Source organism: Janibacter indicus (genome assembly GCF_900176385.1).
GTDB classification, from domain to species: Bacteria; Actinomycetota; Actinomycetes; order Actinomycetales; family Dermatophilaceae; genus Janibacter; species Janibacter indicus.
In genome coordinates, this window is sequence record NZ_FWXN01000010.1 from 1 (window position 1) to 25,522 (window position 25,522).

Annotated in this window: 27 protein-coding genes; 9 read left to right on the forward strand and 18 right to left on the reverse strand. The window is 71.8% G+C overall.

The features are described from left to right. From B9B60_RS17585 to zwf, 5 genes are all read right to left on the reverse strand, one after another. The coding region (locus tag B9B60_RS17585) for a hypothetical protein (protein WP_234993875.1) at nucleotides 1-230 on the reverse strand (230 nt) is incomplete at its 3' end. 87 nt (nucleotides 231-317) lie between these two features. Further along, nucleotides 318-1,097 (reverse strand): polyphosphate--glucose phosphotransferase, encoded by a 780-nt coding sequence (gene ppgK / locus B9B60_RS12435; RefSeq protein WP_084451852.1) that lies wholly within the window; start codon nucleotides 1,095-1,097, stop codon nucleotides 318-320. Beyond that, complete coding sequence (gene eda, locus B9B60_RS12440) at nucleotides 1,090-1,716, reverse strand: bifunctional 4-hydroxy-2-oxoglutarate aldolase/2-dehydro-3-deoxy-phosphogluconate aldolase (protein ID WP_084451854.1); 627 nt, start codon at nucleotides 1,714-1,716, stop codon at nucleotides 1,090-1,092. The genes ppgK and eda overlap by 8 nt, the downstream gene beginning before the upstream one ends. Then, nucleotides 1,713-3,527 carry a phosphogluconate dehydratase gene (gene edd / locus B9B60_RS12445; protein ID WP_084451856.1) on the reverse strand — a complete coding sequence of 605 codons (1,815 nt, stop codon included), beginning with the start codon at nucleotides 3,525-3,527 and terminating at the stop codon, nucleotides 1,713-1,715. Before edd ends, eda begins: the two co-directional genes overlap by 4 nt. Beyond that, the gene (zwf, locus tag B9B60_RS12450; protein ID WP_084451857.1) at nucleotides 3,524-4,981 is read right to left on the reverse strand and encodes a glucose-6-phosphate dehydrogenase; all 1,458 of its coding nucleotides are present in this window, start codon (nucleotides 4,979-4,981) and stop codon (nucleotides 3,524-3,526) included. Before zwf ends, edd begins: the two co-directional genes overlap by 4 nt. Before the next feature lie 89 nt (nucleotides 4,982-5,070). Between zwf and B9B60_RS12455 the strand changes: the two genes are divergently transcribed. The 4 genes from B9B60_RS12455 to B9B60_RS12470 all read left to right on the forward strand — a co-directional run bounded on the left by B9B60_RS12455 (nucleotide 5,071) and on the right by B9B60_RS12470 (nucleotide 9,483). Beyond that, complete coding sequence (locus B9B60_RS12455) at nucleotides 5,071-6,252, forward strand: ROK family transcriptional regulator (RefSeq protein WP_084451858.1); 1,182 nt, start codon at nucleotides 5,071-5,073, stop codon at nucleotides 6,250-6,252. 100 nt (nucleotides 6,253-6,352) lie between these two features. Next, nucleotides 6,353-8,038 carry a glycoside hydrolase family 13 protein gene (locus B9B60_RS12460; RefSeq protein WP_084451859.1) on the forward strand — a complete coding sequence of 562 codons (1,686 nt, stop codon included), beginning with the start codon at nucleotides 6,353-6,355 and terminating at the stop codon, nucleotides 8,036-8,038. After that, nucleotides 8,039-9,052, forward strand: coding sequence for a LacI family DNA-binding transcriptional regulator (locus B9B60_RS12465; protein WP_084451860.1), 1,014 nt, complete (start codon nucleotides 8,039-8,041; stop codon nucleotides 9,050-9,052). Nucleotides 9,053-9,126: 74 nt separating this feature from the next. Next, entirely contained in the window at nucleotides 9,127-9,483 is a 357-nt protein-coding gene (locus B9B60_RS12470; RefSeq protein ID WP_084451861.1) for a helix-turn-helix domain-containing protein, read from the forward strand. Nucleotides 9,484-9,485: 2 nt separating this feature from the next. On the opposite strand, the gene B9B60_RS12475 is transcribed toward B9B60_RS12470, so the two are convergent. Together B9B60_RS12475 and B9B60_RS12480 are read right to left on the reverse strand one after the other, a co-directional pair. Then, nucleotides 9,486-10,073, reverse strand: a complete 588-nt coding sequence (locus B9B60_RS12475; protein ID WP_084451862.1) for a ClpP family protease — start codon at nucleotides 10,071-10,073, stop codon at nucleotides 9,486-9,488. Further along, on the reverse strand, nucleotides 10,070-10,699 hold the full coding sequence (locus B9B60_RS12480) for a ClpP family protease (protein ID WP_084451863.1): 630 nt from the start codon (nucleotides 10,697-10,699) through the stop codon (nucleotides 10,070-10,072). The genes B9B60_RS12475 and B9B60_RS12480 overlap by 4 nt, the downstream gene beginning before the upstream one ends. A gap of 90 nt (nucleotides 10,700-10,789) precedes the next feature. Here B9B60_RS12480 and B9B60_RS12485 point away from each other — a divergent pair, with 90 nt between their 5' ends. Both B9B60_RS12485 and B9B60_RS12490 read left to right on the forward strand, forming a co-directional pair. Further along, nucleotides 10,790-12,190: a MoxR family ATPase gene (locus B9B60_RS12485; protein ID WP_143445571.1), complete on the forward strand. Its 1,401-nt coding sequence runs from the start codon at nucleotides 10,790-10,792 to the stop codon at nucleotides 12,188-12,190. Continuing rightward, a complete protein-coding gene (locus tag B9B60_RS12490) occupies nucleotides 12,180-14,204 on the forward strand; it encodes a vWA domain-containing protein (protein WP_084451865.1) in 2,025 nt (674 codons plus the stop codon). The genes B9B60_RS12485 and B9B60_RS12490 overlap by 11 nt, the downstream gene beginning before the upstream one ends. A 65-nt stretch (nucleotides 14,205-14,269) precedes the next feature. Here B9B60_RS12490 and B9B60_RS12495 read toward each other — a convergent pair whose 3' ends face one another. Genes B9B60_RS12495 through B9B60_RS12515 form a run of 5 tightly spaced genes read right to left on the reverse strand, consistent with a single transcriptional unit; the run spans nucleotide 14,270 to nucleotide 18,626 of the window. Further along, the gene (locus tag B9B60_RS12495) at nucleotides 14,270-15,058 is read right to left on the reverse strand and encodes a putative hydro-lyase (protein WP_200811223.1); all 789 of its coding nucleotides are present in this window, start codon (nucleotides 15,056-15,058) and stop codon (nucleotides 14,270-14,272) included. Beyond that, nucleotides 15,051-15,950, reverse strand: coding sequence for a 5-oxoprolinase subunit C family protein (locus tag B9B60_RS12500; RefSeq protein ID WP_234993865.1), 900 nt, complete (start codon nucleotides 15,948-15,950; stop codon nucleotides 15,051-15,053). Before B9B60_RS12500 ends, B9B60_RS12495 begins: the two co-directional genes overlap by 8 nt. After that, nucleotides 15,947-16,552, reverse strand: a complete 606-nt coding sequence (locus tag B9B60_RS12505) for a 5-oxoprolinase subunit B family protein (RefSeq protein ID WP_200811224.1) — start codon at nucleotides 16,550-16,552, stop codon at nucleotides 15,947-15,949. Before B9B60_RS12505 ends, B9B60_RS12500 begins: the two co-directional genes overlap by 4 nt. Nucleotides 16,553-16,557: 5 nt before the next feature. Continuing rightward, on the reverse strand, nucleotides 16,558-17,328 hold the full coding sequence (locus tag B9B60_RS12510) for a LamB/YcsF family protein (RefSeq protein ID WP_200811225.1): 771 nt from the start codon (nucleotides 17,326-17,328) through the stop codon (nucleotides 16,558-16,560). 38 nt (nucleotides 17,329-17,366) lie between these two features. Next, nucleotides 17,367-18,626, reverse strand: coding sequence for an NRAMP family divalent metal transporter (locus B9B60_RS12515; protein ID WP_407656484.1), 1,260 nt, complete (start codon nucleotides 18,624-18,626; stop codon nucleotides 17,367-17,369). A gap of 131 nt (nucleotides 18,627-18,757) precedes the next feature. On the opposite strand from B9B60_RS12515, the gene B9B60_RS12520 reads away from it, so the two are divergent. Next, on the forward strand, nucleotides 18,758-19,438 hold the full coding sequence (locus B9B60_RS12520; RefSeq protein WP_072624540.1) for a GntR family transcriptional regulator: 681 nt from the start codon (nucleotides 18,758-18,760) through the stop codon (nucleotides 19,436-19,438). 15 nt (nucleotides 19,439-19,453) lie between these two features. Here the strand turns inward: B9B60_RS12520 and nhaA are convergent, their stop codons facing one another. Further along, complete coding sequence (nhaA, locus tag B9B60_RS12525) at nucleotides 19,454-20,734, reverse strand: Na+/H+ antiporter NhaA (RefSeq protein WP_084451868.1); 1,281 nt, start codon at nucleotides 20,732-20,734, stop codon at nucleotides 19,454-19,456. A 53-nt stretch (nucleotides 20,735-20,787) separates the two neighbouring features. After that, nucleotides 20,788-20,958, reverse strand: coding sequence for a hypothetical protein (locus B9B60_RS17340; protein ID WP_164513578.1), 171 nt, complete (start codon nucleotides 20,956-20,958; stop codon nucleotides 20,788-20,790). Between the two features lie 176 nt (nucleotides 20,959-21,134). Here B9B60_RS17340 and B9B60_RS12535 point away from each other — a divergent pair, with 176 nt between their 5' ends. Both B9B60_RS12535 and B9B60_RS12540 read left to right on the forward strand, forming a co-directional pair. Next, nucleotides 21,135-21,431 (forward strand): DJ-1/PfpI family protein, encoded by a 297-nt coding sequence (locus B9B60_RS12535; protein ID WP_084451872.1) that lies wholly within the window; start codon nucleotides 21,135-21,137, stop codon nucleotides 21,429-21,431. Between the two features lie 158 nt (nucleotides 21,432-21,589). Next, nucleotides 21,590-21,859 carry a DUF7218 family protein gene (locus tag B9B60_RS12540; RefSeq protein WP_072624543.1) on the forward strand — a complete coding sequence of 90 codons (270 nt, stop codon included), beginning with the start codon at nucleotides 21,590-21,592 and terminating at the stop codon, nucleotides 21,857-21,859. Between the two features lie 80 nt (nucleotides 21,860-21,939). Here B9B60_RS12540 and B9B60_RS12545 read toward each other — a convergent pair whose 3' ends face one another. From B9B60_RS12545 to B9B60_RS12560, 4 genes are all read right to left on the reverse strand, one after another. Beyond that, nucleotides 21,940-22,329: an ectoine synthase gene (locus B9B60_RS12545; RefSeq protein WP_072624544.1), complete on the reverse strand. Its 390-nt coding sequence runs from the start codon at nucleotides 22,327-22,329 to the stop codon at nucleotides 21,940-21,942. A gap of 46 nt (nucleotides 22,330-22,375) precedes the next feature. After that, entirely contained in the window at nucleotides 22,376-23,656 is a 1,281-nt protein-coding gene (gene ectB / locus B9B60_RS12550; RefSeq protein WP_072624545.1) for a diaminobutyrate--2-oxoglutarate transaminase, read from the reverse strand. A gap of 52 nt (nucleotides 23,657-23,708) precedes the next feature. Continuing rightward, complete coding sequence (ectA, locus tag B9B60_RS12555) at nucleotides 23,709-24,224, reverse strand: diaminobutyrate acetyltransferase (RefSeq protein WP_084451874.1); 516 nt, start codon at nucleotides 24,222-24,224, stop codon at nucleotides 23,709-23,711. A 151-nt stretch (nucleotides 24,225-24,375) separates the two neighbouring features. Then, nucleotides 24,376-25,503, reverse strand: coding sequence for a MalY/PatB family protein (locus B9B60_RS12560; protein ID WP_084451876.1), 1,128 nt, complete (start codon nucleotides 25,501-25,503; stop codon nucleotides 24,376-24,378). Nucleotides 25,504-25,522: the final 19 nt, after the last annotated feature.

The window sequence follows — 25,522 nt, forward strand, 5'->3', positions numbered from 1 at the left end:
TCTCCCGGCAGGTTCGCCTGCGACAAGTACGCCGCCGCCCGCCGCAACACCTCGTTCTCCTGCTCCAGCATTCGGTTACGGCGCTTGAGCTCGCGGGCCCTGCGCACCGCCGCCACCACGCGGCTTTGGTCATCGGAGCCGACTCCCGCCAGCAGTTCGACGACATCCTCAAGTCCACGGAGGTGGCCGCTGTCATCGATCGTCAGGAGCGGCACATCACCGCAGCACACGCCTACACCGTCGATCGGACCGTTCCCGGCATCAGGATGAAGCCGTGAAGGTCACCGACGAGCCCGGCCCGACTGAGGACCCCATCGTCATCCGGCCGCGGGCATCACCACGGGTTGGTCGGCGACCCGTCGGCCTGCCAGAGCGGCGCCGATGACCCCCGCGTCGTTGCCGAGCGCTGCCGGGACGATCGGGGCGCGGGTGCGCACGTGCGGGAGGAACCGGTCGGCCGATGCGCTCACCGCCCCGCCGACGACGATGAGGTCGGGGGTGAGGAGGCTCTCGAGGAGCCCGTAGTAGGCGGTGAGCCGCTCCGCCCACTTCACGTACGAGAGCCCTTCCCGCTCCCGGGCCGCGGTCGAGGCGAGGTGCTCGGCGGGGCGGCCCGACATGGGCAGGTGACCCAGCTCGGTGTTCGGCACGAGGGTGCCGTCGACGAGGAGGGCGCTGCCGATGCCGGTGCCGAGGGTCGTCACGACGACGACACCGGAGCCTGCCGCCGCGGCGCCCCGCCTGGTCTCGGCGATGCCGGCGGCATCGGCGTCGTTGACGGCCGTGACGGGGCGCGCCAGTGCCGTGTGGAGCGAGTCCTCGACGGGGTACCCGATCCACGACGGGTCGATGTTCGCGGCCGTCTCGACCACCCCGCGCCGGACGACGGCCGGGAGGGCGATACCGACGGGGGTGGCGTCGGTCGGTGCCAACGCCCGCACGATCTCCGCCACACACTCGGAGATCGCCGTCGGCGTGGCCGGCCGGGGGGTGTCGGCGACGAATCGCTGTCCCATGAGGATGCCGCTGCCGGCGTCGACGAGGGCGGACTTGATCGTCGTCCCGCCGACGTCGACCCCGACGACGTGCTCAGGCACGGATGGTCCCGGCCACCGCGAGCGCCTCGCTCGCGAGGCGGGTGATCTCGCCCCAGTCAGCGACCTCGACCACGGCCGCGGGGGTGATCCACGAGCCGCCGACGCAGCCGACGTTGGGGAGCGCGAGGTAGTCGGCGGCGTCGGCCGACCCGATCCCACCCGTGGGGCAGAAGCGCATGTCGGGCACCGGGCTGTGCACCGCCTGGAGGAAGGGAGCACCACCCGAGGCCCGCGCGGGGAAGACCTTCGCCTCGCGGATGCCGCGCTCGCGCAGGGCGAGCATCTCGCTCACGGTCGCGGTGCCGGCGAGGAAGGGCAGCCCGGTCTCCGTCATGGCGTCGAGGAGGGGGTCCGTGGCGCCCGGGGAGACGAGGAAGCTCGCCCCCTTCGCTGCAGCCTGCCCCGCCTGCGCCGGGTCGACGACCGTGCCCGCCCCGACGGTGATCTCGGGCACCTCCTCGGCGATCCGCTCGATGGACTCGAGCGCGGACGAGGTGCGCAGGGTGAGCTCGATGATGTCGATGCCGCCCGCGACGAGGGCCCGTGCGAGCGGGACCGCCCGGCTGGCGTCCTCGAGGATGACGACGGGGATGACGGGGGAGATGTCGAGAAGGCTCATGCGTGACCACCTGAGAAGAAGAAGGACGCGCCCTCGTCGGCCGGGCCGGCCGACGCGCGCATGTTGTCGAAGAGCTCACGGCCGGTGCCCGTGAAGTCGTGGGAGACGAGGTGCGCCTCCCGCGCACTGATGTCGTCGTGGACGAAGAAGGTCCCGGCATCCGCGTCGACGGTGACGAGATCGCCGTCCACCACGCGGCAGAGCGGGCCGTCGAGGCTGGCCTCGGGCGTGACGTGGATGGCCGCGAGGATCTTGCCCGAGGCGCCGGACATCCGGCCGTCGGTGACGATCGCGACCCGGTGGCCTCGGTCCTGGAGGACCCCGAGCGCGGGCGTGAGCTTGTGCAGCTCCGGCATCCCGTTGGCCGCCGGACCCTGGTGCCGGACCACGGCGACGAGGTCGCCGTCGAGGCTGCCCTCCTCGAAGGCGCGCAGCAGGTCGTGCTGGTCGTCGAAGCACCGCGCCGGTGCGGTGACGCTCCGGTGCTCCGGCGCGACCGCGGAGACCTTGACGACGCCGCGACCGAGGTTGCCCTCGATGACCCGCAGACCGCCGTCCGTGGCGAAGGGGGCGTCCACCGTCCGCAGCACGGACTCGTCGAGGCTCTCTGCCGGTCCCTCCTCACGCACCACCTCGCCGTCGCGCAGCCGCGTCTCACGGGTGTACCGCCGCAGGCCCCGGCCATCCGCGGTGAGGACGTCCTCGTGGAGCAGTCCGTGCTCGAGGAGGGTGCGCACGGTGACGGCGAGCCCGCCCGCCGCCGCGTAGTGGTTCACGTCCGCGGAGCCGTTGGGGTAGATGCGGGCGAGGAGGGGCACGACCGTCGACAGGTCGGCGAGGTCGTCCCAAGAGAGGATGATGCCGGCGGCCCGCGCGATGGCCACGAGATGGAGAGTGTGGTTCGTCGAGCCGCCCGTTGCGAGGAGCGCGACGCACGCGTTGACGACCGCCCGCTCGTCGACGACCTCCCCGAGCGGCGCCTGCCCGGCGAGCGCGAGCTCGGTGACCCGGCGCCCGGCCTCGACGGTCAGCGCCTCCCGCAGTGGCGTGCCGGGGTTGACGAAGGTGGCTCCCGGCAGGTGCAGGCCCATGACCTCCATGAGGAGCTGGTTGCTGTTCGCCGTGCCGAAGAAGGTGCACGTGCCCTCGGAGTGGTACGAGCTGGCCTCCGCGTCGAGGAGGGCGCGCCGGTCGACCTTGCCCTCGGCGTACTCCTGCCGCACCCGCGCCTTCTCACCGTTCGGCAGTCCCGAGGTCATCGGACCCGCGGGCACGAAGAGGGTCGGCAGGTGGCCGAAGGACAGCGCACCGATGAGCATGCCCGGCACGATCTTGTCGCACACGCCGAGCAGGAGCGTGCCGTCGAACATGTCGTGCGAGAGCGCCACAGCGGTCGACATCGCGATGACGTCACGGCTGAAGAGCGAGAGCTGCATGCCGTCGCGTCCCTGGGTGATCCCGTCGCACATCGCGGGCACGCCGCCGGCGACCTGCGCGATGCCGCCCGCCCCGAGCACCGCCTTCTTGAGCGTCTCGGGGTAGCCGGCGAAGGGGGCGTGCGCGGAGAGCATGTCGTTGTAGGCCGTGACGATCGCGATGTTGGGCTTGACCAGGCCGCGCAGGTCCCTCTTCGCCTCCCGAGGTGCTCCGGCGAAGCCGTGGGCCAGGTTGGCGCAGCCGAGCCGGCCGCGGGCGGGTCCGCGGTCGGCGGCGGCACGCACCCGTGACAGGTAGGCCCGGCGGGTCGTCGCGCTCCGCTCGCGGAGTCGGGTGGTCACGTCGTCGATGACGGGGTGGAGGGTGGGGTTCATCGGGTCACGTCCTCGTTCCAGGAGCGTCCGTCACGCTCGATCAGCAGGTCGGCCGCGGCGGGGCCGTCGGTGCCGGCCGCGTAGGGGCGGGGTCGGCGGGCACCGACCCCACGGATGATCGGCTCGACCCAGCGCCAGGCCGCCTCGATCTCGTCGCGGCGCATGAAGAGCGTCGTGTTGCCGCGCACGACGTCCATGAGGAGTCGCTCGTAGGCGTCGGGGGAGGGTGCGCCGAAGGCCTGGGAGAAGTTGAGGTCGAGCGAGACGGGGCGAACTCGGATCCCGCCGGGTCCGGGCTCCTTGGCGACGAGGTGGAGCCTGACGCTCTCGTCGGGCTGGAGGCGCATGACGAGCCTGTTCGGCTCCTGCGTCCCTTCGCTGCCGGGGAACATCGGGTGCGGGGTCGGCTTGAAGGCGACGACGATCTCGGAGCAGCGCTCGCGCATCCGCTTGCCGGTGCGCAGGTAGAAGGGGACGCCCGCCCAGCGCCAGTTGCGGACCTCCGCCCGGAGCGCGACGAAGGTCTCCGTCCGGCTCGGCGCCTCGACCTCCTCGACGTAGGAGGGGGCGGCCGCGCCGTCGACGAGACCGGCCGTGTACTGCCCGAGGACGCACGCGCCGTCGAGGTCCTCGAGCGGCGTGAGGGCCTGCAGGACCTTGAGCTTCTCGTCGCGCACCGACTCACCGGCGACCTGGGTCGGGGGTTCCATCGCGACGAGGCAGAGGAGCTGGAGCAGGTGGTTCTGCAGCATGTCGCGCATCGCGCCTGCACTGTCGTAGTAGCCGCCGCGGCTCCCGACACCGACCGACTCGGCGACCGTGATCTGCACGTGGTCGATGGCCGTGGCGTGCCACAGCGGCTCGAAGACCGAGTTGGCGAAGCGCGTCACGAGGAGGTTCTGCACGCTCTCCTTGCCGAGGTAGTGGTCGATCCGGAAGATCTGCGACTCGGCGAAGACCTCGCCGACGGAGTCGTTGATCTCCCGGGCAGAGGCGAGGTCGTGCCCGAGCGGCTTCTCGAGGACGACACGGCTGCTCGGCTGGACGAGCCCGATCTCGTCGAGGCGGTGGCAGATCGTCCCGAAGAGGGCCGGCCCGACGGCGAGGTAGAACACCCGGACCGGGTTCGCCCGCTCGCGGAGGCGACCCCCGAGTGCGTGCCAGTCGTCCGGCTCGTCGACGTCGAGGCACACGTGCTCGAGCCGCGCGGCGAAGTCGTCGATCTCGCCCGACGTGACGCCGGGGACGAACTCCGGGAGCGCGCCGCGCACCTTGTCGCGGTAGCCGGCGTCGTCGAGACCGGCGCGCGAGACGGCGACGACGCGCGTCCGCGTGGGCAGCTGGCCGTCGCGCAGTCGGAGCAGCAGCGCGGGGAGCAGCTTGCGGAGGGCGAGGTCGCCCGTGCCTCCGAAGATGACGAAGTCGGTGGCCTCGAGAGGCGCGGTCACGTTCATGGGCGGTGAGCCTAGGGAAACTTATGAACGCTTGCAATACAAAAGGCAGTATTCGAAAGAACTAAAGTCCTGCGTGGTTGAATGACGCGGTGCCCGCCCCCTCCGCGCCCGCCACTGCCGGGGAGGTCCTCGCACTCATCCGCGAAGGGCGAGCGACGACCCGAGGCGATGTCGGTCGGGTCACCGGGCTCTCCCGCACCGCCGTGACCGCTCGGCTGTCCGCGCTCCTCAGGGCCGGGCTGCTCGTCGAGACAGTCGTCGAACCCTCGGGAGGTGGCCGCCCGCCGGCGCGCCTGACCTTCAACTCGGACTTCGGGGTCGTCCTCGCCGTCCCGCTCGGACGGAGCCGGACCCAGGCCGCGGTGTGTGCCCTCGACGGCGAGGTCCTCGCCGCCACGGCCTTCGACCACGCCGACGGGGCATCGCCGGCGGAGATGATGCCGCGGATCCTCGGGGCACTCGAGGAGCTCCTCGCATCGATCGACGTGCCGCCGGAACGAGTCCGGGGCATCGGGGTCAGCCTGCCCGGCACCGTCGACACCGAGCGCGGCATGAGCCTGTCCTCGCCGATCATGCCCGGGTGGGACGGCGTGCCGCTCGCCCCCTTCTTCGACGCCTACGGGGAGGCCCCGGTACGCGTCGACAACGACGCGACCGTCCTCGCCCTCTCGGAGGCCGACGGCCACCGTCGGCGCTTCGACGACTTCGTCGCCCTCAAGGCCTCGACCGGGATCAGTGTCGGCATCTTCGGCGGAGGGCGCCTCCTGCGGGGCGCTCTCGGCGCGGCCGGGGAGATCGGGCACACCCGCACCCCGGCGGCGGCGGGACGCACCTGCCGGTGCGGTGGCACGGGCTGCCTCGAAGCCGTCGCGGGCGGCTGGGCGCTCGTCCAGGACACGGTGGCCGCGGACCGTCCGGTGGCCCACGTGCGCGAGCTCGTCGCCAGGGCCATCGAGGGCGACGCCGCCGCGCGTCGGCAGCTGCGCGAGAGCGGACGGCGGGTCGGCGAGGTGCTGTCCGGGGTCGTCAACCTGCTCAACCCCGGGGCGGTCGTCGTCGGTGGCGACATGGCTGCGGGCTACGACTTCTTCGTCGCGGGACTGCGCGAGACCCTCTACGCGGAGGCGACGGCACTCGCGACGCGGGACCTCGAGATCCTGCCGAGCACGCACGGGCAGGAGGCCGGAGTCGTCGGCTGCGCCCAGCTGGCCCTGAGTGAGGTGCTCCGACCCGAGCGGGTGGACCGCTACCTCGCGCGGGCGGGGTCCTGAGGGCTCGCGACACGCGCTTGCAGCAAGTTGCAGATCTCTTGCACGGCAACTTGCGGCTGCGTTACCGTCGGTCGGCACTCACCCCGACCGAGAGAGACCGATGACCCACCCCGCACCCACCGCACCCACCGCGCCCGCCCCCTTCGCCCACGAGGACGCGGCCGACTGGTACCGCGGCGCCGTCATCTACCAGGTGTACCCGCGCAGCTTCGCCGACAGCGACGGTGACGGCATCGGTGACCTGGCCGGCATCCGCGCACGGCTGCCCCACCTGCGGGACCTCGGCGTCGACGCCGTGTGGATCTCGCCCTTCTACGCCTCACCCCAGGCCGACGCCGGCTACGACGTCTCCGACTACCGCAAGGTCGACCCGGTCTTCGGTGACGCCGCCGACGCGGAGGGGCTCGTGCGCGATGCCCACGAGCTCGGGCTGCGGGTCATCTTCGACATCGTCCCCAACCACTGCTCCGAGGAGCACGAGTGGTTCCAGCGGGCCCTCGCCGAGGGGCCCGGCTCCGCCAGCCGCGCGCTCTTCCACTTCCACGAGGGCCGGGGCGAGGCCGGCGAGCTGCCGCCCAACGACTGGGAGTCGATCTTCGGCGGGCCGGCGTGGACCCGCGTCGAGGGCGGCGAGTGGTACCTGCACCTCTTCGCCCCACAACAGCCGGATCTCAACTGGGACAACCCGGTCGTGCGCGAGGAGTTCCGCTCCGTCCTGCGCTTCTGGCTCGACCTCGGGGTCGACGGATTCCGCGTCGACGTCGCCCACGGCCTCGTCAAGGCACCCGGCCTGCCGGACATCGGTCGGACCGGTCAGTTCGGCCTGCTCGGCAACGCACCGATGCCCTTCTTCGACCAGGACGGTGTCCACGAGATCTACCGCGACTGGCGGCGTGTCCTCGAGGAGTACCCCGGTGAGCGAGTCCTCGTCGCCGAGGCGTGGACCCCGACCATCGAGCGGTCGGCGTGCTACGTCCGCCCCGACGAGATGCACCAGGCCTTCAACTTCACCTACCTCGCGACGGACTGGGACGCCTGCGCCCTTCGCGAGGTCGTCGACACGACGCTCGAGGCGATGCGGCGGGTGGGCGCCCCGGCGACCTGGGTCCTGTCCAACCACGACGTCACCCGGCACACGACCCGTCTGGGCAACCCACCCGGCTCGGGGACCCAGATGGTGACGCCCGGCGACCCGGTCCTCGGCCTGCGCCGCGCCCGGGCCGCGACGCTCCTCATGCTCGGCCTGCCCGGCTCCGCCTACCTCTACCAGGGGGAGGAGCTCGGCCTGCCTGACGTCACCGACCTGCCCGACGAGGTCCGCGCCGACCCCTCCTTCCACCGGGCGGCCGGGCAGGAAGGCTTCCGGGACGGCTGCCGCGTGCCCATCCCGTGGTCCGGGACGAGCCAGCCCTACGGCTTCGGCCCACGAGAGGGCGACCCGAGCTGGCTGCCGCAGCCGGACGCGTGGCGCGAGTTGAGCGTCGAGGCCCAGACCGGGGTCGCCGGGTCGACCCTCGAGCTCTACCGCTCCGCCCTCGACGTGCGCCGCGAGCAGCCCTCGCTCGGAGCCGGCGACGAGGTCGAGTGGCTCGACGCGCCCGACGGCGTCCTCGCCCTGGTCCGGCGCGGCGAGGACGGCGCGCCCGTCGTCGTCACGACGAATCTCACGAGTGAGGAGGTCCGCCTCCCGCTGCCCGGGGGCCTCCTGCTCGCATCGGCGGAGCTCGCGGTCGACGGCGACGAGGCCGTGCTGCCGGCTGACACGACCGCGTGGTGGCTGGGCTAGATGACCGAGTCGCGCCCGGGAGCCCGTCTCGCCGACGTCGCTGCCCACGCCAGGGTCAGCCAGGCGACGGTCTCGCGCGTCCTCAACGGTCGGGCGGGCCCCTCCGCGTCGACGCGACAGGCCGTCCTGGCCGCGCTCGACGTGCTCGGCTACGAGCGACCCCGCCGGCCCAAGGAGACGAAGGCCGGTCTCGTCGGGCTGATCATGCCGGAGCTGAGCAACCCGATCTTCCCGGCGATCGCCCAGGTCATCGAGCAGACCCTCGCGAGACACCGCTACATCCCGGTGCTCGGCACACAGACCCCGGGCGGGTCGACGGAGGACGACCTCGTCGAGGTGCTCATCGCGCGCGGCGTCGACGGGATCATCTTCGTCTCCGGCCTGCACGCCGACATGACGGCCGACCACGAGCGGTACGCACAGATCGCGGCGCAGGGCATCCCCTTCGTCCTCGTCGACGGGTACAGCGAGCGGATCTCGGCCCCCTTCGTCTCGGCCGACGACGCCGCGGCCATGGAGATGGCCGTGAGCCACCTCGCCGAGCTGGGCCACGAGCGAGTGGGTCTCGCGCTGGGGCCCGAACGGTTCGTCCCCGTCGCCCGCAAGGTCGCCGGGTTCGCCGACGCGATGCGCCGCAGGGGCCTCGACGCAGGCCACGTCGAGCACTCGCTCTTCACCCTGGCGGGTGGGCAGGCGGCCGCCGGTGCGCTCCTGGACCGGGGGTGCACGGCGATCGTGTGCGGCAGCGACATCATGGCGCTGGGCGCGGTCCGTGGCATCCGTGCCCGTGGGCTCTCGGTGCCCGAGGAGGTCTCCGTCGTCGGCTTCGACGACAGCCCGATGGCGGCCTTCTCCCATCCCGCACTCACGACGCTGCGCAAGCCGGTCGAGGCGATGGGGACCGCAGCGGTCGACGCGTTGCTCGACGAGATCGGCGGCAGCACGGCCCACCGCGCGGAGTTCCTCGTCCAGCCCGAGCTCGTGCTCCGCGGGTCGACAGCGCGGGCACGCTGACGCGACTCGACCCCCGGATTCTGCCGGGAGCGGAACTCTCACCGCAGCGCCGCCGGCCAGTCCTACGCTGAGGCATGGCCGAGTCAGCCCAGACCACCCACCGCGAGGCGACCCCCTTCGAGCGGGCGCTGCTCCAGCGACGACGACGAGCAGCCGAGCCACTGTGGCGCGAGGCCCTCGGCGAGCGCCTGCGCGGCTTGCGGCACGAGCGGGGCGACACCCTCGACGAGACGGCCGAGCGAGCCGGCATCTCGATGCAGTACCTCTCCGAGATCGAGCGTGGGCGCAAGGAGCCGTCGAGCGAGATGATCGCCGCGGTCGCGGGGGCACTCGACGTCACGCTGCTCGACCTCACCCTCTCGGTCGCCGAGTCACTGCAGGAACCGACCAGGACGAGGGGGAGCGCCTCCGCCCTCGCCCTGGCCGCTTGAGCTCACCGCACGTCGATCACCTCGTCGACGATCCCGAACTCGAGCGCTGCCGCGGCGGTGAGCACCCGGGTGCGGTCGGTGTCGGCCCGGAGCTGCTCCGTCGTCCGCCCCGTGGCCCGGGCGAGGATGCCCTCGATGTCGGCCCGGACCCGAACGAGCTCGTCGGCCTGCAGGATGAGGTCGGGGATAGGCCCCCGGCCCTGGGCCGACGGCTGGTGCAGCACGACCCGGGCGTGGGAGAGCGCCGACCGCTTGCCCGGCGCGCCCGCCGCGAGGAGCACGGCCCCGACCGAGATCGCCTGTCCCACACAGGTGGTCGCGACATCGGGGCGGATGTAGCGCATCGTGTCGTGGACCGCGAGCATCGCGCTGGGGTCACCCCCTTCGCAGTTGATGTAGAGCTGCACGTCGCTCTCAGGGGCCACCGCCTCGAGGTGGATGAGCTGGGCGATGAGGGCATTGGCCACGCCCGCGTCGATGGCCGTGCCGAGGTAGATGATGCGCTCGGCGAGCAGGTGGGAGTAGACGTCGAGGACCCGCTCACCCCGCGGGTGCTGGGCGATGACGTTGGGGATCGGGTAGGTGCTCATCGGGTGCTCCCGACGAGGCCGCCGCGGAAGCCCGTGGGTGTGCGGCCCCCCGGCACGACGTCGGCGTAGCTGGTGACGATCTCGTCGACGAACCCGTAGTCGAGCGCCTCCTGCGCGCTGTACCAGCGGTCGCGCAGTGAGTCCTCGAAGACCCGCTCCAGCGGCTGACCGGTGTCGTCGGCGATGAGACCGAGCACCGTGTCGCGGGTGTGCCGCAGGTCGTCGGCCTGCAGCTCGACGTCGACGGCCGTGCCACCGATGCCGGCCGACCCCTGGTGCAGCAGGATCCGTGAGTGCGGGAGCGCCCGCCGCTTGCCCGGAGTGCCGGCCGAGAGGAGGAACTGGCCTGCGCTGCAGGCGATCCCGAGCGCCAGCGTGCTCACGTCATTGGGCACGAGCCGCATGATGTCGCGGATGGCGAGCATCGCGGGGACGGAACCACCGGGGGAGTGGATCCACAGGGCGATGTCGTTCGTCGGGTCGTCGGCGGCGAGTGACATCAGCTGGGACATCAGCAGCGTGCCGTTGTCGTCGTCGAGGACGCCGTCGAGGACGAGGACGCGCTGCCGCAGCAGTTCGCGTCGGGCCCGGTCGTCGAAGGGGGAAGGGGTAGGTGTCTCGCTCATACCTCCACCGTCGCGCTGGGTCGTCCGGATGCCGGCAGGATTCCGCCTGCAGCAGATCTGCCCACAGCGAAGGGGTCTAGCCTGCGGAGGGTGAGCACCACGACTGCCGCCCCCACCATCTCGACCGTCGCCGAACTGCGCGCCGCCGGCCACGAGGCCAAGCCGCTGCGGGTCGAGATCCGCGACAACCTCCTGGCCCGCCTGCGTGCCGGTGAGGACCCCTGGCCGGGCCTGCACGGCTACGAGGACACGGTGATCCCGCAGGTCGAGCGGGCACTGCTCGCCGGGCACGACATCGTCCTGCTCGGCGAGCGCGGTCAGGGCAAGACCCGCCTGCTGCGCACCATCGCCGGGCTGCTCGACGAGTGGACCCCGGTCATCGAGGGCTCGGAGCTCGCCGAGCACCCCTACGAGCCCATCACGCACGCCTCGCGGCGCCGGGCCCAGGAGCTCGGCGACGACCTGCCCGTGACCTGGCTGCACCGCGACGAGCGCTATGTCGAAAAGTTGGCCACCCCCGACACCTCGGTCGCCGACCTCATCGGTGACGTCGACCCGATGAAGGTCGCCGAGGGACGCTCGCTCGGCGACCCCGAGACGATCCATTTCGGGCTCATCCCGCGCAGCCACCGCGGCATCGTCGCGATCAACGAGCTGCCCGACCTCGCGGAGCGGATCCAGGTGGCGATGCTCAACGTCATGGAGGAGCGCGACATCCAGATCCGCGGCTACGTCCTGCGCCTGCCGCTGGACGTGCTCGTCCTCGCGAGCGCCAACCCCGAGGACTACACCAACCGCGGGCGGATCATCACGCCGCTCAAGGACCGCTTCGGCGCCGAGATCCGCACGCACTACCCGCAGGAGCTCGAGGCCGAGGTCGCCGTCACCCGGCAGGAGGCGCACCTCGTCGCCGAGGTCCCCGACCACCTGCTCGAGATCCTCGCCCGGTTCACCCGCAACCTACGGGCCTCCTCGTCCGTGGACCAGCGCAGCGGCGTGAGCGCCCGCTTCACCATCGCGGGCGCGGAGACTATCGCGGCGTCCGCCCTGCACCGGGCCGCCCGGCAGGGCGAAGGGGAGGCCGTCGCCCGCATCGTCGACCTCGAGACCGCGGTCGAGGTCCTCGGCGGCAAGATCGAGTTCGAGAGCGGCGAGGAGGGCCGAGAGCACGAGGTCCTCACGCACCTGCTGCGCACCGCCGTCGCCGACACGGTCCGGCACCTCGTGCGGGGGATCGACTTCGGCCCGCTCGTCACGGCGATCGAGGAGGGTGCCGAGATCGCCACGGGTGAGCAGGTGAGCGCACGGGACTTCCTCGACGGGTTGCCGGCACTCGGCGAGTCGCGCGTCTACGAGGAGCTCTTCGAGCGGCTCGACGCGCAGACCGACGGTCAGCGGGCCGCAGCCGCCGAGCTCGCGCTCGAGGGCCTCTACCTGGCGCGCAAGGTCGGCAAGGACTCTGCTGGGGGCGAGACCGTGTATGGCCAGTAGCCGCAGTCGATTTCGGCGCTACGCCGGGGGTGATCCGCTCGCCCCGCCCGTCGACATCGCCGAGGCGCTCGACGACATCGGCGAGCGGGTCATGGGCGGCTCCTCGCCCGAGCGGGCTCTGCAGGAGCTGCTGCGCCGGGGCACGTCCGACCGGATCGGGCTCGACGAGCTGTCCCGACGCATCCACGAGCAGCGGCGGGAGATGCTGCAGCGGCACAACCTCGACGGCACCCTCCAGCAGGTGCGCGAGCTGCTCGACCGCGCGGTGCTCGAGGAGCGCAAGCAGCTCGCCCGTGACGTGCGGATGGACGAGACCGACCGGTCCTTCGCCGAGATGAGGCTCGACGGGCTCCCTTCGTCCACGGCCGCGGCGGTAAGCGAGCTGCAGGACTACCCGTGGCAGTCCTCGCAGGCGCGGGCCGACTACGAGCAGATCAAGGACCTGCTCGGTCGGGAGGTGCTCGACCAGCGCTTCGCCGGCATGAAGCAGGCGCTGGAGGGGGCCACGGACGAGGACCGCGTTGCTGTCGGAGAGATGCTGCGCGATCTCAACTCCCTGCTCGAGAAGCACCAGCGCGGCGAGGACACGCCGCAGGACTTCGACGACTTCATGGCCCAGCACGGGGACTTCTTCCCCGAAGGGCCTCAGGACATCGACGAGCTCGTCGACGCGCTGGCCCAGCGAGCCGCCGCAGCCCAGCGGATGCTCGCCTCGATGACGCCCGAGCAGCGCCAGGAGCTCATGGAGCTGTCCGCGCAGGCCTTCGGCTCGCCCGACCTGATGGAGGCACTGGGGCGGCTCGACGGCAACCTGCAGGCCATGCGTCCGGGAGAGGACTGGAGCGGGTCGGAGCGCTTCGGCGGTGACCAGGGGCTGGGCCTGGGCGACGGGACCGGGATGCGCCAGGACATCGCGAGCCTCGATGCCCTGGCCGAGCAGGTGTCGCAGACCTACGGCGGAGCACGGCTCGACGACATCGACCTCGACGCCCTCGCCCGGGTCCTCGGTGAGGACGCCGCTGTCGAGGCCCGTGCGCTCCGCGAGCTCGAGCAGGCCCTGCGCGGCAGCGGGGCGCTGCGCCGGGACTCCGAGGGACACCTGCGGCTGACGCCCAAGGCCATGCGTCAGCTGGGCAAGGCCCTGCTCCGTGACATCGCGCAGCGCATGTCCGGCCGTCAGGGCCAGCGCGATCTGCGACAGGCGGGCGCGGCGGGCGAGCGCTCGGGCGCGACCCGGCCCTGGGCCTTCGGCGACACCGAGCCGTGGGACATCCCGCGCACCGTGCTCAACGGCGTGCTGCGCCGGGCGGGTGCCGGCGCCGACGGTGGTCGGCTCATCACGACCGATGACATCGAGGTGGCCGAGACGGAGGCGCGCACCCAGGCCGCCGTCGCGCTGCTCGTCGACACCTCCTTCTCGATGGCCATGGACGGACGCTGGGTGCCGATGAAGCGGACCGCGCTGGCGCTGCACACCCTGATCCGCACCCGCTTCCGCGGTGACCACCTGCAGCTGATCGCCTTCGGGCGGCACGCGCGCGTCATGGAGATCGAGGAGCTCACCGCGCTCGACGCCTTCTGGGACAAGGGGACCAACCTCCACCACGGGCTGCTCCTGGCGCACCGGCACTTCCGCAAGCACCCCAACGCGCAGCCCGTGCTGCTCGTCGTGACCGACGGCGAGCCCACCGCGCACCTCGAGCCGCACGGGGAGACCTTCTTCGACTACCCGCCGCACCCCCTGACGATCGCCAGGACGGTCCGCGAGCTCGACGCGGTGAGCCGGCTCGGGGCCCAGACGACCTTCTTCAGGCTGGGCGAGGACCCCGGTCTCGCGCGCTTCATCGAGTCACTCGCCCGGCGGGCGGACGGCCGGGTCGTGGCGCCCGAACTCGACGACCTCGGTGCTGCGGTCGTCGGCTCCTACCTCGGCGCGCGGCACCCCGGGCGCGGGAGCGATGCGGGCGGCTACGGCAGCTGGTTCGGCGACCGGGGCTTCTGGTTCGACGAGTGATGCCGGCGCGACGGCGGGTCTGGGGCCGGTGCCGACCGTAGTGCGCCGAAGGACCAAGGGGTATGTCAGGGCACGAGGTAGTCGGAGTCGCGCGCGTCGGTGATCGCCATCATCCCGGGAGCGTGCCCGATGGCGAAGGGCGGGCGAGACTGCATGATCGCTGCCTGCGGGGTCACCCCGCAGGCCCAGAAGACCGGGACCTCGCCCTCGTGCACCGGCACCGGGTCACCGAAGTCGGGCGCCGCCAGGTCACGGATCCCCAGGGCGGCCGGGTCGCCGATGTGCACCGGGGCGCCGTGCACCGCCGGGTAGCGGGAGGTCACCCGCACGGCCGTGGCGACCTGATCGGCGGGCATCGGCCGCATCGACACCACGAGCGGGCCGCCGATCGATCCGGCCGAGCGGCACGGACGGTTGGTGCTGTACATCGGCACATTGCTGCCGGTCTCGATGTGCCGCACCGGGGCGCCGGCCTCGAGCAGGGCCGCCTCGAAGGTGAAGCTGCAGCCGATGAGGAAGGCCACGAGGTCCGGGCGCCACAGGTCGCGCACGTCGGTCACCTCGTCGACGAGCTCGCCGTGCTCGTACACGCGGTAGCCCGGCAGGTCGGTGCGCAGGTCGCCGTCGAAGATCTCGCAGGCCACCTCGCCCGGCTCGGTGACGTCGAGGACGGGGCAGGGTTTGGGGTTGCGCTGGGCGAAGAGCAGCACATCGTAGGCCTGCTCACGCGGCACCGCGATGAGGTTGGCCTGGGTCCAGCCGGCACTCCACCCGGATGTCGGCACCGACAGCCCGTCGCGGAACCGCGCGCGGGCCTCGGTGGGGGACAGGGTGGCCGGGACGAGGTCAGCCACGGCGGACACTCCCTTCGATCTCGAAACGCAGTCGCTGGCCGGGCTGGGCCTGGGCCGCCCGCCCGATGTCCGCCGCGACGACGACCCCGATCACGGGGTAGCCGCCGGTGACGGGGTGGTCGGCGAGGAAGAGCGTCGGCTGACCCGACGGGGGCACCTGCAGGGCGCCCGGGACCATGCCCTCGCTCTTGAGCTCGCCGTCGCGGGCCCGCTCCAGGCGGGGGCCGGACAGACGCATGCCGACCCGGTCGCTCTCCGAGGTCACCTCGTAGGCGCCGCCCACCAGCGTGTCGAGGGCGTCCGCGACGAACCAGTCGTCACGCGGACCCGGCACGACCCGCAGCCGGACCTCGCCCGTCGTCGGCGTGGCCACGGGGGCCACGTCGACGACCGGTGCCGCGAAGGGAGCCCGCCCCACCGGGAGCAGGGTGCCGGGCGAGGGCACCGCGGGCCCGAGGCCCGCGAGCGTGTCGGTGGACCGCGAGCGCAGGACCGGGTCGACGTCGATGCCGCCGCGGACTGCCACATAGCTGCGCAGCCCCGCCGTCGCCGCCCCCAGGCGAAGGGAGGCACCGTCCGGCAGCCAGGTCACGGCGGCGTGCCCCACGGGCCGCCCGTCGACGGTCGCGGGGGTCGTCGCGCCGGTGACCGCGACCCACATGCCGCCGAGGGCCCGCACCTCGAGGCCACCGAAGGTGACCTCGAGTGCGGCGGTGCCCTCGGGGTTGCCGAGCAGCCGGTTGGCGAGCCGCAGCGAGTCGGGGTCGGCGGCACCGGAGCGGCCGACCCCGAGTCCGGCCAGACCCACGCGGCCGAGGTCCTGCACCGTCGCCTGGGGCCCGGTGGCGACCACCTCGAGCGCTCGCGTCCCGGTCACTGCCCCGGTGCTCACGACGACACCTCGACGTAGCGCACGGTCGTGCCGGGCACGAGGAGTGCGGGCGGCTCCCGGCCGATGTCCCAGACCTCGAGCGCGGTGCGGCCGATGAGCTGCCAGCCGCCGGGGGACTCGCGGGGGTAGACGCTGGCGAACTCGCCGGCGATCGCCACCGATCCCGCCGGCACCCGCGTGCGCGGGTTGTCGCGGCGCGGCACCCGCAGCCGCTCGTCCCCGCCGACCATGTAGCCGAAGCCGGGCGCGAAGCCGCAGAAGGCGACGGTCCACGGTGTCCCGGTGTGCGCTTCGATGACGCCCCGCTCGCCGAGGCCGGTGATCCGACCGACCTCGGCCAGGTCCTCACCGTCGTAGACGACCGGGATCTCCACCTCGCCCGTCGTCGCCCGCTCGTGGCTGCCGACGGTGATGCCCGAGACCCGGCGCGCCAGCCCCTCGACGTCGGTGACCCGCGGGTCGATGGTCAGCAGGAGGGTCGTCGCGGCCGGGACGAGGTCGACGACCCCGTCGGGCAGGTCCTCGTCGAGACGGGCATACAGGGAGAGCACCTCGTCGAGATCAGCGAGCTCGACGAGCAGGGCCGTGTCACCTGCCGGCATGAGCCTCACCTCGGCTCCCCGGCGAAGGGGGTCACGCCGACCCCGGCCGCGTCCAGCCCCGCCCGGACGCGTCGGGCGATCTCGACCGCGCCGGGGCTGTCGCCGTGGACGCACAGCGACCCGGCGGGTGCCGGGACGACGCTGCCATCGACCGCGACGACCTCTCCCTCGGTCGCGATGCGCACGCATCGCTGGGCGATCTCGTCGGGTTCGTGCAGGACGGCCCCGGGCTCGCGGCGGGAGACGAGCCTGCCCTCGGGTGTGTAGGCGCGGTCCGCGAAGGCCTCGCCGACGGTCGTCAGCCCGGCCTCCTCGGCGAGCCGCAGCCACGCCGAGCCCGGCAGCCCGAGAACGGGCAGGCTGCGGTCGTACTGGACGACGGCCTCGACGACCGCGGCCGCCTGCTCCTCGTGGTGCACGATCGCGTTGTAGAGCGCGCCGTGTGGCTTGACGTAGCGCACCCGCGTCCCGGCGACCCGGGCGAAGGCCTCAAGCGCCCCGATCTGGTAGAGCACGTCGTCGGTGAGCTCGGCCGGCACGACGTCGATGAAGCGGCGCCCGAAGCCGGCGAGGTCCCGGTAGCCGACCTGGGCCCCGATGGCGACCCCGCGCGCCGCCGCACCCTCGCAGCTGTGCCGCAGGACCGTGGGGTCCCCGGCGTGGAACCCGCAGGCGACGTTGGCGCTCGTCACCACCTCGAGCATCGCGTCGTCGTCGCCGAGGGACCACCTGCCGAAGCTCTCGCCGAGGTCGGCGTTGAGGTCGATCTGCATCATCTGCTCCTGTCGTCGTAGGTCGCGGTCGGTCCCGGGCCTCACTGCTGCCAGAGGTCGACGATCCCGCTGAAGGACTCGTAGCCGAGGTAGATCGTCAGCAGCCACACGACGAGGCCGACGTAGGCCAGGACCTTGGGGTAGCGGTAGCCGCCGAGCAGGTCGCGGCGCATGAGCGCCACCCAGATGATGATGCCGAAGCCGAAGGGGAGGATGAGGCCGTTGAGTGCACCGGCGAGGACGAGCAGCGTCGCCGGTGTCTGCCCGAGGGAGAGGTAGATGACCGCGGAGAAGACGATGAAGCCGATGACGACCCACTGGGCGTGCCGCTTGATCGACTCGCTGAAGGTCGTCAGGAAGCTGACCGAGGTGTACGACGCCCCGATGACGCTCGTGATGCTCGCGGCCCAGAGGATGACGCCGAAGATGTGCAGCCCGACCTTGCCGAGCGCAGCCTCGAAGGCCACAGCGGGCGGGTTGTCGACGCCGACGAGGTTGACCCCACCGACGACGACACCGAGGATCGCGAGGAAGAGCAGCGCCCGCATGACGCCCGTGACGAGGATGCCGGTGGTCGAGCCGCGGCTGATCTCGGCGACGCGCTCGGGCCCGGTGATGCCGGAGTCGACGATGCGGTGGGCGCCGGCGTAGGTGATGTAGCCGCCGACCGTGCCGCCGATGAGGGTGGTGATGATGAGGAACTCGACCTTGTCGGGCAGCACGGTCTGCTTGAGCGCCTCGCCGTAGGGCGGCTCGGTCGCGACGGCCGCGTAGGCGACCATCGCGATCATCAGCACACCCAGGACGACGACGATCCGGTCCATGGCCACGCCGGCACGCTTGCTGACGAAGATGCCGATGGCGACGAGCGCGGAGATGGCGCCGCCGATCTTGGCGTCCACGCCGAGCATCGCATTGGCGCCCAGTCCGGTGCCGCCGATGTTGCCGATGTTGAAGACGAGCCCGCCGAAGACGACGAGTCCGGCAAGCACGTAGCCGAAGCCGGGGATCACCTTGTTGGCAAGGTCCTGGGCGCGCAGGCCGGAGATGCCGACGACGCGCCAGACGTTCAGCTGCACGGCGACGTCGACGATGATCGAGATGACGATCGCGAAGGCGAAGGCCGCGCCGAGCTGCGCGGTGAAGACGGTGGTCTGGGTGATGAAGCCCGGGCCGATCGCGCTGGTGGCCATGAGGAACATCGCCCCGAGGAGAGCCCCCTTCGTGGCCGTCGCGGCCGTGCCGGAGGGCGGCATCACCGATCCGTCGTCTTGGGTGTCGGGGTTGGGAGCCTGCGTCATCGGGGTTCTCCTGTCGCTCACGGGACCACCTCAGTGTGCTCCCGATCCGCCAAACTAGCGATTGTTCAACAATCCTGCAATACCCTTATCGGCTAGAGTCGCGGCAGGCCGGTGACGAAGGGGTGAGCGGGATGGCGGACGACTGGGTCGCGGCGCTGGAGGCGCAGCGCGAGCAGATGGGGCGCGCGAGCGCGACCGACAAGGTGGCCGATGCGCTGCGCACCCGCATCATCGAGGGCGATCTGCGCCCGGGGGTGCGGTTGTCGGAGGAGCGCATCGGGCGAGCGCTCGGCGTCTCGCGCAACACCCTTCGCGAGGCCTTCCACCTGCTCGGCCACGAGGGACTCGTCGTCCGCGAGTTCAACCGCGGCGTCTTCGTCCGCTCGCTGGGGGCCACTGACGTGCGTGACCTCTACGCCTTCCGCCGGGTCCTCGAGACCGCTGCCGTCCGACGCCTGGCCGAGCGGGGCGGCGACCTGACCGGCGTCCGTGCCGCCGTGGACGAAGGGGGGCGCGCCGCGGCCGACGGCGACTGGCGGGCGCTGGGCTCGGCCAACATGCACTTCCATGCCGAGCTCACCGCGCTGGCGGGGATCCGCCGGCTCGACGACGCGATGCGACAGGTCCTCGCGCAGATGCGGCTGGTCTTCGCGGCGATGGACGACCCCCGCACCTTCCACCAGCCCTACCTCGCTCACAACCGTGAGCTCGTCGAGCTCCTCGACGCCGGCCGCTGGGCCGAGGCGGAGGAGTCGCTGCTCGCCTACCTCGAGACGGCCGAGAGCCAGCTGCTCACGGCTCTGGCCGCCTGAGGTAGAGCGAGCAGGTCAGGCCGGCTGCGCCCCGGCGGCCTTGGCGGCCCGGCTGCGCATCGCGAGGACGCCGCCCCCGGCGAGCGCCGAGACGAGCGAGCCCAGGAGCACGCCGATCTTGACGTGCTCTTCGGCGACACTCGCAGCGCCGTAGGCGAGCTCGCCGACGAGGAGCGAGACGGTGAAGCCGACGCCGGCGACAAAACCCATGCCGATGATGTCCGGCCAGCGCAGCGAGTCGTCGAGCTGGAAGGCCGGCAGGCGGCTCAACAGGAAGGCCGTGGCGGTGATCCCGATCGGCTTGCCGAGGAAGAGGCCGGCGATGATGCCGAGGGTGATCGGGTCCTGCATGGCGGTGCGGAAGCCCTCGAGCCCGCCGACGGTGACGCCTGCCGAGAAGAAGGCGAAGACCGGGACGGCGACGAGGGTGGTGAAGACTCCCCACTGGTCGGCCAAGTAGGCGGTCAGTCCGTCGTAGATGGGGGTGCCGTCCTCGTCGGTCGAGCTCTGCACCCGGGCGCGCTCAGTCGCCACGACGGGGACGGTGAAGCCCAAGAGTACGCCGGCGACGGTGGCGTGGATCCCCGACGCATGGACGAGCGCCCAGGTCAGGACGCCGAGCGGCGCGAGCACCCACCAGGTGATGACGCCGCGCTGGACGAGGACCGCGAAGGCCGCAAGGGGCACGAGGGCGAGCAGGAGCCACTGCAGCTGCAGGCCCTGCGTGTAGACCACGGCGATGATCGTGATGGCGATGAGGTCGTCGACGATCGCGAGGGTGAGCAGGAAGACGCGCAGCGCTGGGGGCAGGTACCGCCCGACGACGGCCAGGACCGCGACGGCGAAGGCGATGTCCGTTGCGGTCGGGATGGCCCACCCGCGCAGCGCTCCCTCCGAGTCGGACGAGATGGCGATGCCGGCGAAGACCAGGGCCGGCACGGCGACGCCGCCGAAGGCCGCGGCGATGGGTAGCGCCGCTTGCCGCGGGTCGCGCAGCTTGCCGGCGACGAACTCCTCCTTGAGCTCGAGGCCGACGACGAAGAAGAAGATCGCGAGCAACCCGTCGGCCGCCCACTCGCCGATCGTCAGGTCGAGGTGAAGGGCGTGCGGGCCGACGGTGAAGTCGCGGACCGCGGTGTAGATATCAGCGGCGGGAGTATTGGCCAGAAGGAGGGCGACGACGGTCGCGCCGAGCAGGAGCGCTCCGCCGACGGCGTCGCTCTGCGCCGTGGCGTGCACGCCGCGCCACAGCTCGTGGGGAGCCAGACGGCTCGTGGTTCGGGGGGTCTGGGACATGCGTGACGACCTGTCTTGCGAGGGGAGGGGGGCTGGTGGCGACGTGTGGCACGTCAGCCGCTCGGCGGCGGGCAGCCGGCGATCTCCCCGTGGGCGTTGGTGCCCCAGGTGCTGATCCAGCCGTTGGTCCCGGGGTGGCGCACCGTGCGCATGTGCGCGCGCATGCGCGCCGCCTCCGCGAGGAGGCGGGGCTGCGCGGCGGAGCGCGACTCAGGACCGGTCACAGGGAGAGTCTAGAGATCGACGAAGAGAGGTGATCGGCGGACTCGCCGCGGTCACCTCCCTTCGTGCTCCGGTCGTGGCTCCGCGACCGCCGGCGGTCTCCTTGACGAAGAGCATCGCGATCATGCCGATGACGCAGGCGCCCATCATGTAGGCGGCCGGGAACTCGAGGAAGCCGGTGCCCAAGCACCTGCACCCCGGTCTTCAGGACCCGGAACTCCTGCGGCAGGTCGTTCCAGTTGGGGCGCCGGTCGCGGCGATCTGCCACGCCATCTGGATGCTCGTGGAGGCGGACGCGGTCCGCGACCGCACGCTCACGTCGTGGCCGAGCCTGCAGACCGACGTGCGCAATGCCGGCGGGACGTGGGTGGACCCGGAGGTGGTCACCGACGGCTCGCTCGTGACGAGCCGAAAGCCTGACGACCTGCCGGCCTTCAACGCCGCGATGCTCGACGTGCTGGGTGCCGTCGGCTGAGCGGTCACCGCGCCCCCTCGGTCGGGTCGGCGTGCGGTCCGGCGGTGGAGTGGTGCATGCTGCCCATCTACCCCACCGCAGGTGGATCATGCCGCCCGGTGCATGTCACTCGGGGGCGGGGGTAGGACTGTCTGACGTGACCATGAGAGGAGCACACCATGCCCGAGCGGACACCAGGCCCGAGCGTCAAGGACGACGAGCTCTACGAGGAGTTGCGCGACGACGGAGCGAGCAAGGAGAAGGCGGCGAGGATCGCCAACGCCGCGGCCAACAGCTCACGCTCAGAGGTCGGGCGCCGCGGTGGCGAGTCCGGGTCGTACGACGACTGGAGCGTCGACGAGCTGCGCGAGCGCGCCAGAGAGCTCGAGATCGAGGGGCGGTCGTCGATGGACAAGGCTGAGCTCATCGACGCCCTGCGTCACCACTGATCCCGTCCTCGTCGGGAGAGCGCGAAGGGGGCGGACCACACCGGGTCCGCCCCCTTCGTCGGCCGGGGCCGGGGGAGTGCTCAGTCCTCGGTGAGGACCGGGTACACGCCGTTTTCGTCGTGGACCTCACGACCGGTGACCGGCGGGTTGAAGACGCACGCGCAGTGGATGTCCTCCTCAACGGTCACGGTGTGCTTGTCCGCGTCGTCGAGCATGTACATCACGCCGGGCTCGAGGACGTACTCCTCGCCGGTGTCGCGGTCGAGCAGCGTGCCCTTGCCCTGGTAGACGTACACGGCCTCGACGTGGTTCGCGTACCAGAACTCCGAGGACGTCCCCGCCTTGAGGATCGTGATGTGGAAGCTGAAGCCGACCTTGTCCTTGGCGAGCACCATGCGGCGGCTCTGCCAGTTGCCGTGGGTGACGTCGTACTCGGTGCCGTCGAGGTCGTTGACGTTGAGGACCTTCATGCGGATCTCCTTGTCTCGTGGTGCAGTTCGGTGGGGCGAAGGGGGATCAGGCGCCGGTGCGAGCCGGTGCCCCGAGGACCTCGCGGGCGGCGTCCTCGAGCTGGTCGAGGCCGGCGGCCATCTCCTCCTCGGTGATCGTCAGGGGCGGCATGACCTTGACCGCCTCGCTGTCGGGACCCGAGGTCTCGACGAGGAGCTTGCGCGCGAAGGCGGCCTTGGCGATCTTCTCGGCGACCTCGTGGTCGGCGAAGGCGACGCCGGCCAGCAGACCGCGGCCGCGGACCTCGCTGCCCTCGGCGAGGCCGGCGAGGACCTTGAGCCGCTCACGCAGCTGGGCGGCGCGGTCGGCGATGTTGCGCTCCAGGGCGTCGTCGGTCCAATAGGTGCGCAGCGCCTTGGTCGCGGTGACGAAGGCCGGGTTGTGCCCGCGGAAGGTGCCGTTGTGCTCGCCGGGCTCCCAGTCGTCGACCTCGGGCTTCATCAGTGTCAGCGCCATCGGCAGACCGTAGCCGGAGATGGACTTGCTCAGCGTGATGATGTCGGGGTCGAGACCGAAGGGCTCGAAGGAGAAGAAGGTGCCGGTGCGGCCGCAGCCGGCCTGCACGTCGTCGATGATCAGCAGGACGCCGTGCTCCTTGCACAGGGCCTCGAGCTCCTTGAGCCACTCGCCGCGGGCGGCGTTGAGGCCGCCCTCGCCCTGAACCGTCTCGACGATGACTGCGGCGGGCAGGTTGTGGCCCGAGCCGCTGTCGGCCCAGATGCGCTTGAGCCAGGCGAAGTCGGAGGTCTCGCCGACGATGTAGTCGTCGTAGGGGGCCGAGGTCGCGTGGTAGAGCGGCGTGCCGGCACCGGCGCGCTTGAAGGCATTGCCCGTGACGGCGAGCGAGCCGAGCGTCATGCCGTGGAAGGCATTGGTGAAGGAGACGATCTCCTCGCGGCCGGTGACCTTGCGCGCGGTCTTGAGCGCGGTCTCGACGGCATTGGTGCCGGTCGGCCCGGGGAACTGGATCTTGTGGGTCAGGCCTCGCGGCTCGAGGATGACCTCGGTGAAGGTCTCGAGGAAGTCGCGCTTGGCCTTGGTGTGCATGTCCATCGAGTGCGTCACGCCGTCGCGGGAGACGTAGTCGAGGAGCGCCTCCTTGAGCACGTCGTTGTTGTGCCCGTAGTTGAGCGCGCCGGCACCGGAGAAGAAGTCGGTGTAGACCTCGCCGTCCTCGGTCGTCTGGTGCACGCCCTTGGCCGTGTCGAAGACGACGGGCCAGTTGCGGCAGTAGGAACGCACCTCGGACTCGCGCTGGGTGAAGATCTCGGTGGCGGGGTTGGTCATGTCAGGTCCTTTGGTCGAAGGGGGACTGGGGCTCAGCTGTCGTGGGGCCGGGTCAGAACGGTCCGATGCGGTGCAGCACCTCCGGGTCGTGCCCTTCGTCGGGGAAGTGGGCCTTCACGAAGAGGTCGGTCTCCTCGTGCTGGGCGTCACGGGTGCGGGCGAAGCGGGCGAACAGCGCGCGCGAGGCCTCGTTGTCGTCCGTGATGGTCGTCTCGAGCATCGTCACGCCGGGGACCTCGGCTGCCAGGTGGTCGAGCATCCGCCCGGCGAGGCCGTGGCCCCGCTGGTCGGCGTCGACGGCCACCTGCCAAACCATCAGGGTGCCGGGGGAGTCGGGGCGGACGTATCCGCTGACGAAGCCGACGACCGCGCCGTCGCGCTCGGCCACGACGCTGGTCGCGGCGAAGTCCCGCGCCCACAGCAGGTAGGCATAGGAGGAGTTGAGGTCGAGCGTCTGGGAGTCCCGCGCCACGCGCCACATCGCGCCACCGTCCTCGAGGGTCGGTCGGCGCAGCACGAAGGGGGACTGCTGGTCGGTCGGGAGGGTCGTCTCGTCGTCAGCGGTCACCTGTTTCAACTTAACGTGACCTGCCGACAGATCAAATCAGGGTTCTGCCCGAGTCCCGAATTACGTTGTGCTGCAACGATATTCGTCCAATCGTGATCCGGGCCACCTCGTGACCTTCGCGAAGGGAGCGTGGCCGGGCCCCTCCCTTCGGTCACTGGAGGCTGGCCGCGATCCGCAGCACGGCCTCCTCGAGGATCTGCGGTGACGTCGCGAAGTTCAGCCGCGCGTGACCCTCGCCGGCGCCGAAGGGGGGTCCGGACATCAGGGCCACCCGGGCGTCCTGCCGCAGCCGGACCGCAGGGTCGTCCCCGAGGTCCAGCTCGCGCAGGTCGAGCCAGGCCAGGTAGGTCGCCTCGACGGGCCGCCAGCGCACCGACGGCAGGTGACGCTCGAGCAGCTGGGCCAGCAGGGTGCGGTTTGCATCGAGGTCGGTGACGAGGTCGACCAGCCACGAGCGGTCCTGCTCGAGGGCCACGGTGTGCAGCCGGACGGCGAGGTGGCTCGTCGTGTAGCCAAGACCCTCCGGCAGTGCCGCGAGGAGGCCGTCGGCGGCCGTGCCCGCAGCGATGCCGGCCGCCTTGACCGCGGCGAGGTTCCACCCCTTCGCCGCCGAGATCACTGACAGCCACCCCTGCGCCTCGGGGACCGCCAGAGCGGGGGTGAAGGAGGCGCCCGGCAGGACCAGCGGAGCATGGACCTCGTCACTGACCACCCGGACGCCGTGGCGGTCGGCGACCTCGGCAACCGTGCGCAGCTCGTCGGCGGTCGGGACCACGCCCGTCGGGTTGTGCGGGTTGGCGAGCATCAGGGCCCCGCGCCCGTCCCGGGCGAAGGCCTCCTCGAGGGCCGCGGCGTCGAGGCGACCTTCCTCGGTCAGGGGGACGGTGACGAGACGGCGGCCGAGCTCGGCGACGACCGTGTGGAAGGGCGGGTAGACCGGAACCGTGATGTAGACCGGGTCGCCCGGGTCGGTCATCACCGCGAGCGCCGCCTTCATGCCCGACATGACGTCCGCCACCGGGCGCATGCGGCCCGGGTCCACGTCGGCGCCGGACTCGCGGTAGAAGTCCGCGAGTGCCTCGAGATAGGGCTCGTTGACCGGGTAGCCCAGATCGCCGTCGCGCGTGATCCGGGCGAGCTCGTCGGCGATGCCGGGCGCCGGCAGGACATCCATCTCGGCGACCCACAGGGGCAGGACGTCCTCGGGATGCAGCCGCCACTTGATGCTCGTGCGGCGCCGGCAGGTGGCTTCGTCGAGGGTGAGCACGCGGCGGTCCATGGGTCCACTCTGGCATCGA

Bases quoted from the DNA above. Each gene is read 5' to 3' on its own strand.
- eda (WP_084451854.1), bottom strand. From the start codon at position 1,716: ATGAGCCTTCTCGACATCTCCCCCGTCATCCCCGTCGTCATCCTCGAG.
- edd (WP_084451856.1), bottom strand. From the start codon at position 3,527: ATGAACCCCACCCTCCACCCCGTCATCGACGACGTGACCACCCGACTC.
- zwf (WP_084451857.1), bottom strand. From the start codon at position 4,981: ATGAACGTGACCGCGCCTCTCGAGGCCACCGACTTCGTCATCTTCGGA.
- B9B60_RS12460 (WP_084451859.1), top strand. From the start codon at position 6,353: ATGACCCACCCCGCACCCACCGCACCCACCGCGCCCGCCCCCTTCGCC.
- B9B60_RS12465 (WP_084451860.1), top strand. From the start codon at position 8,039: ATGACCGAGTCGCGCCCGGGAGCCCGTCTCGCCGACGTCGCTGCCCAC.
- B9B60_RS12470 (WP_084451861.1), top strand. From the start codon at position 9,127: ATGGCCGAGTCAGCCCAGACCACCCACCGCGAGGCGACCCCCTTCGAG.
- B9B60_RS12475 (WP_084451862.1), bottom strand. From the start codon at position 10,073: ATGAGCACCTACCCGATCCCCAACGTCATCGCCCAGCACCCGCGGGGT.
- B9B60_RS12480 (WP_084451863.1), bottom strand. From the start codon at position 10,699: ATGAGCGAGACACCTACCCCTTCCCCCTTCGACGACCGGGCCCGACGC.
- B9B60_RS12490 (WP_084451865.1), top strand. From the start codon at position 12,180: ATGGCCAGTAGCCGCAGTCGATTTCGGCGCTACGCCGGGGGTGATCCG.
- B9B60_RS12505 (WP_200811224.1), bottom strand. From the start codon at position 16,552: ATGCCGGCAGGTGACACGGCCCTGCTCGTCGAGCTCGCTGATCTCGAC.
- B9B60_RS12510 (WP_200811225.1), bottom strand. From the start codon at position 17,328: ATGATGCAGATCGACCTCAACGCCGACCTCGGCGAGAGCTTCGGCAGG.
- B9B60_RS12515 (WP_407656484.1), bottom strand. From the start codon at position 18,626: ATGACGCAGGCTCCCAACCCCGACACCCAAGACGACGGATCGGTGATG.
- B9B60_RS12520 (WP_072624540.1), top strand. From the start codon at position 18,758: ATGGCGGACGACTGGGTCGCGGCGCTGGAGGCGCAGCGCGAGCAGATG.
- nhaA (WP_084451868.1), bottom strand. From the start codon at position 20,734: ATGTCCCAGACCCCCCGAACCACGAGCCGTCTGGCTCCCCACGAGCTG.
- B9B60_RS12540 (WP_072624543.1), top strand. From the start codon at position 21,590: ATGCCCGAGCGGACACCAGGCCCGAGCGTCAAGGACGACGAGCTCTAC.
- B9B60_RS12545 (WP_072624544.1), bottom strand. From the start codon at position 22,329: ATGAAGGTCCTCAACGTCAACGACCTCGACGGCACCGAGTACGACGTC.
- ectB (WP_072624545.1), bottom strand. From the start codon at position 23,656: ATGACCAACCCCGCCACCGAGATCTTCACCCAGCGCGAGTCCGAGGTG.
- B9B60_RS12560 (WP_084451876.1), bottom strand. From the start codon at position 25,503: ATGGACCGCCGCGTGCTCACCCTCGACGAAGCCACCTGCCGGCGCCGC.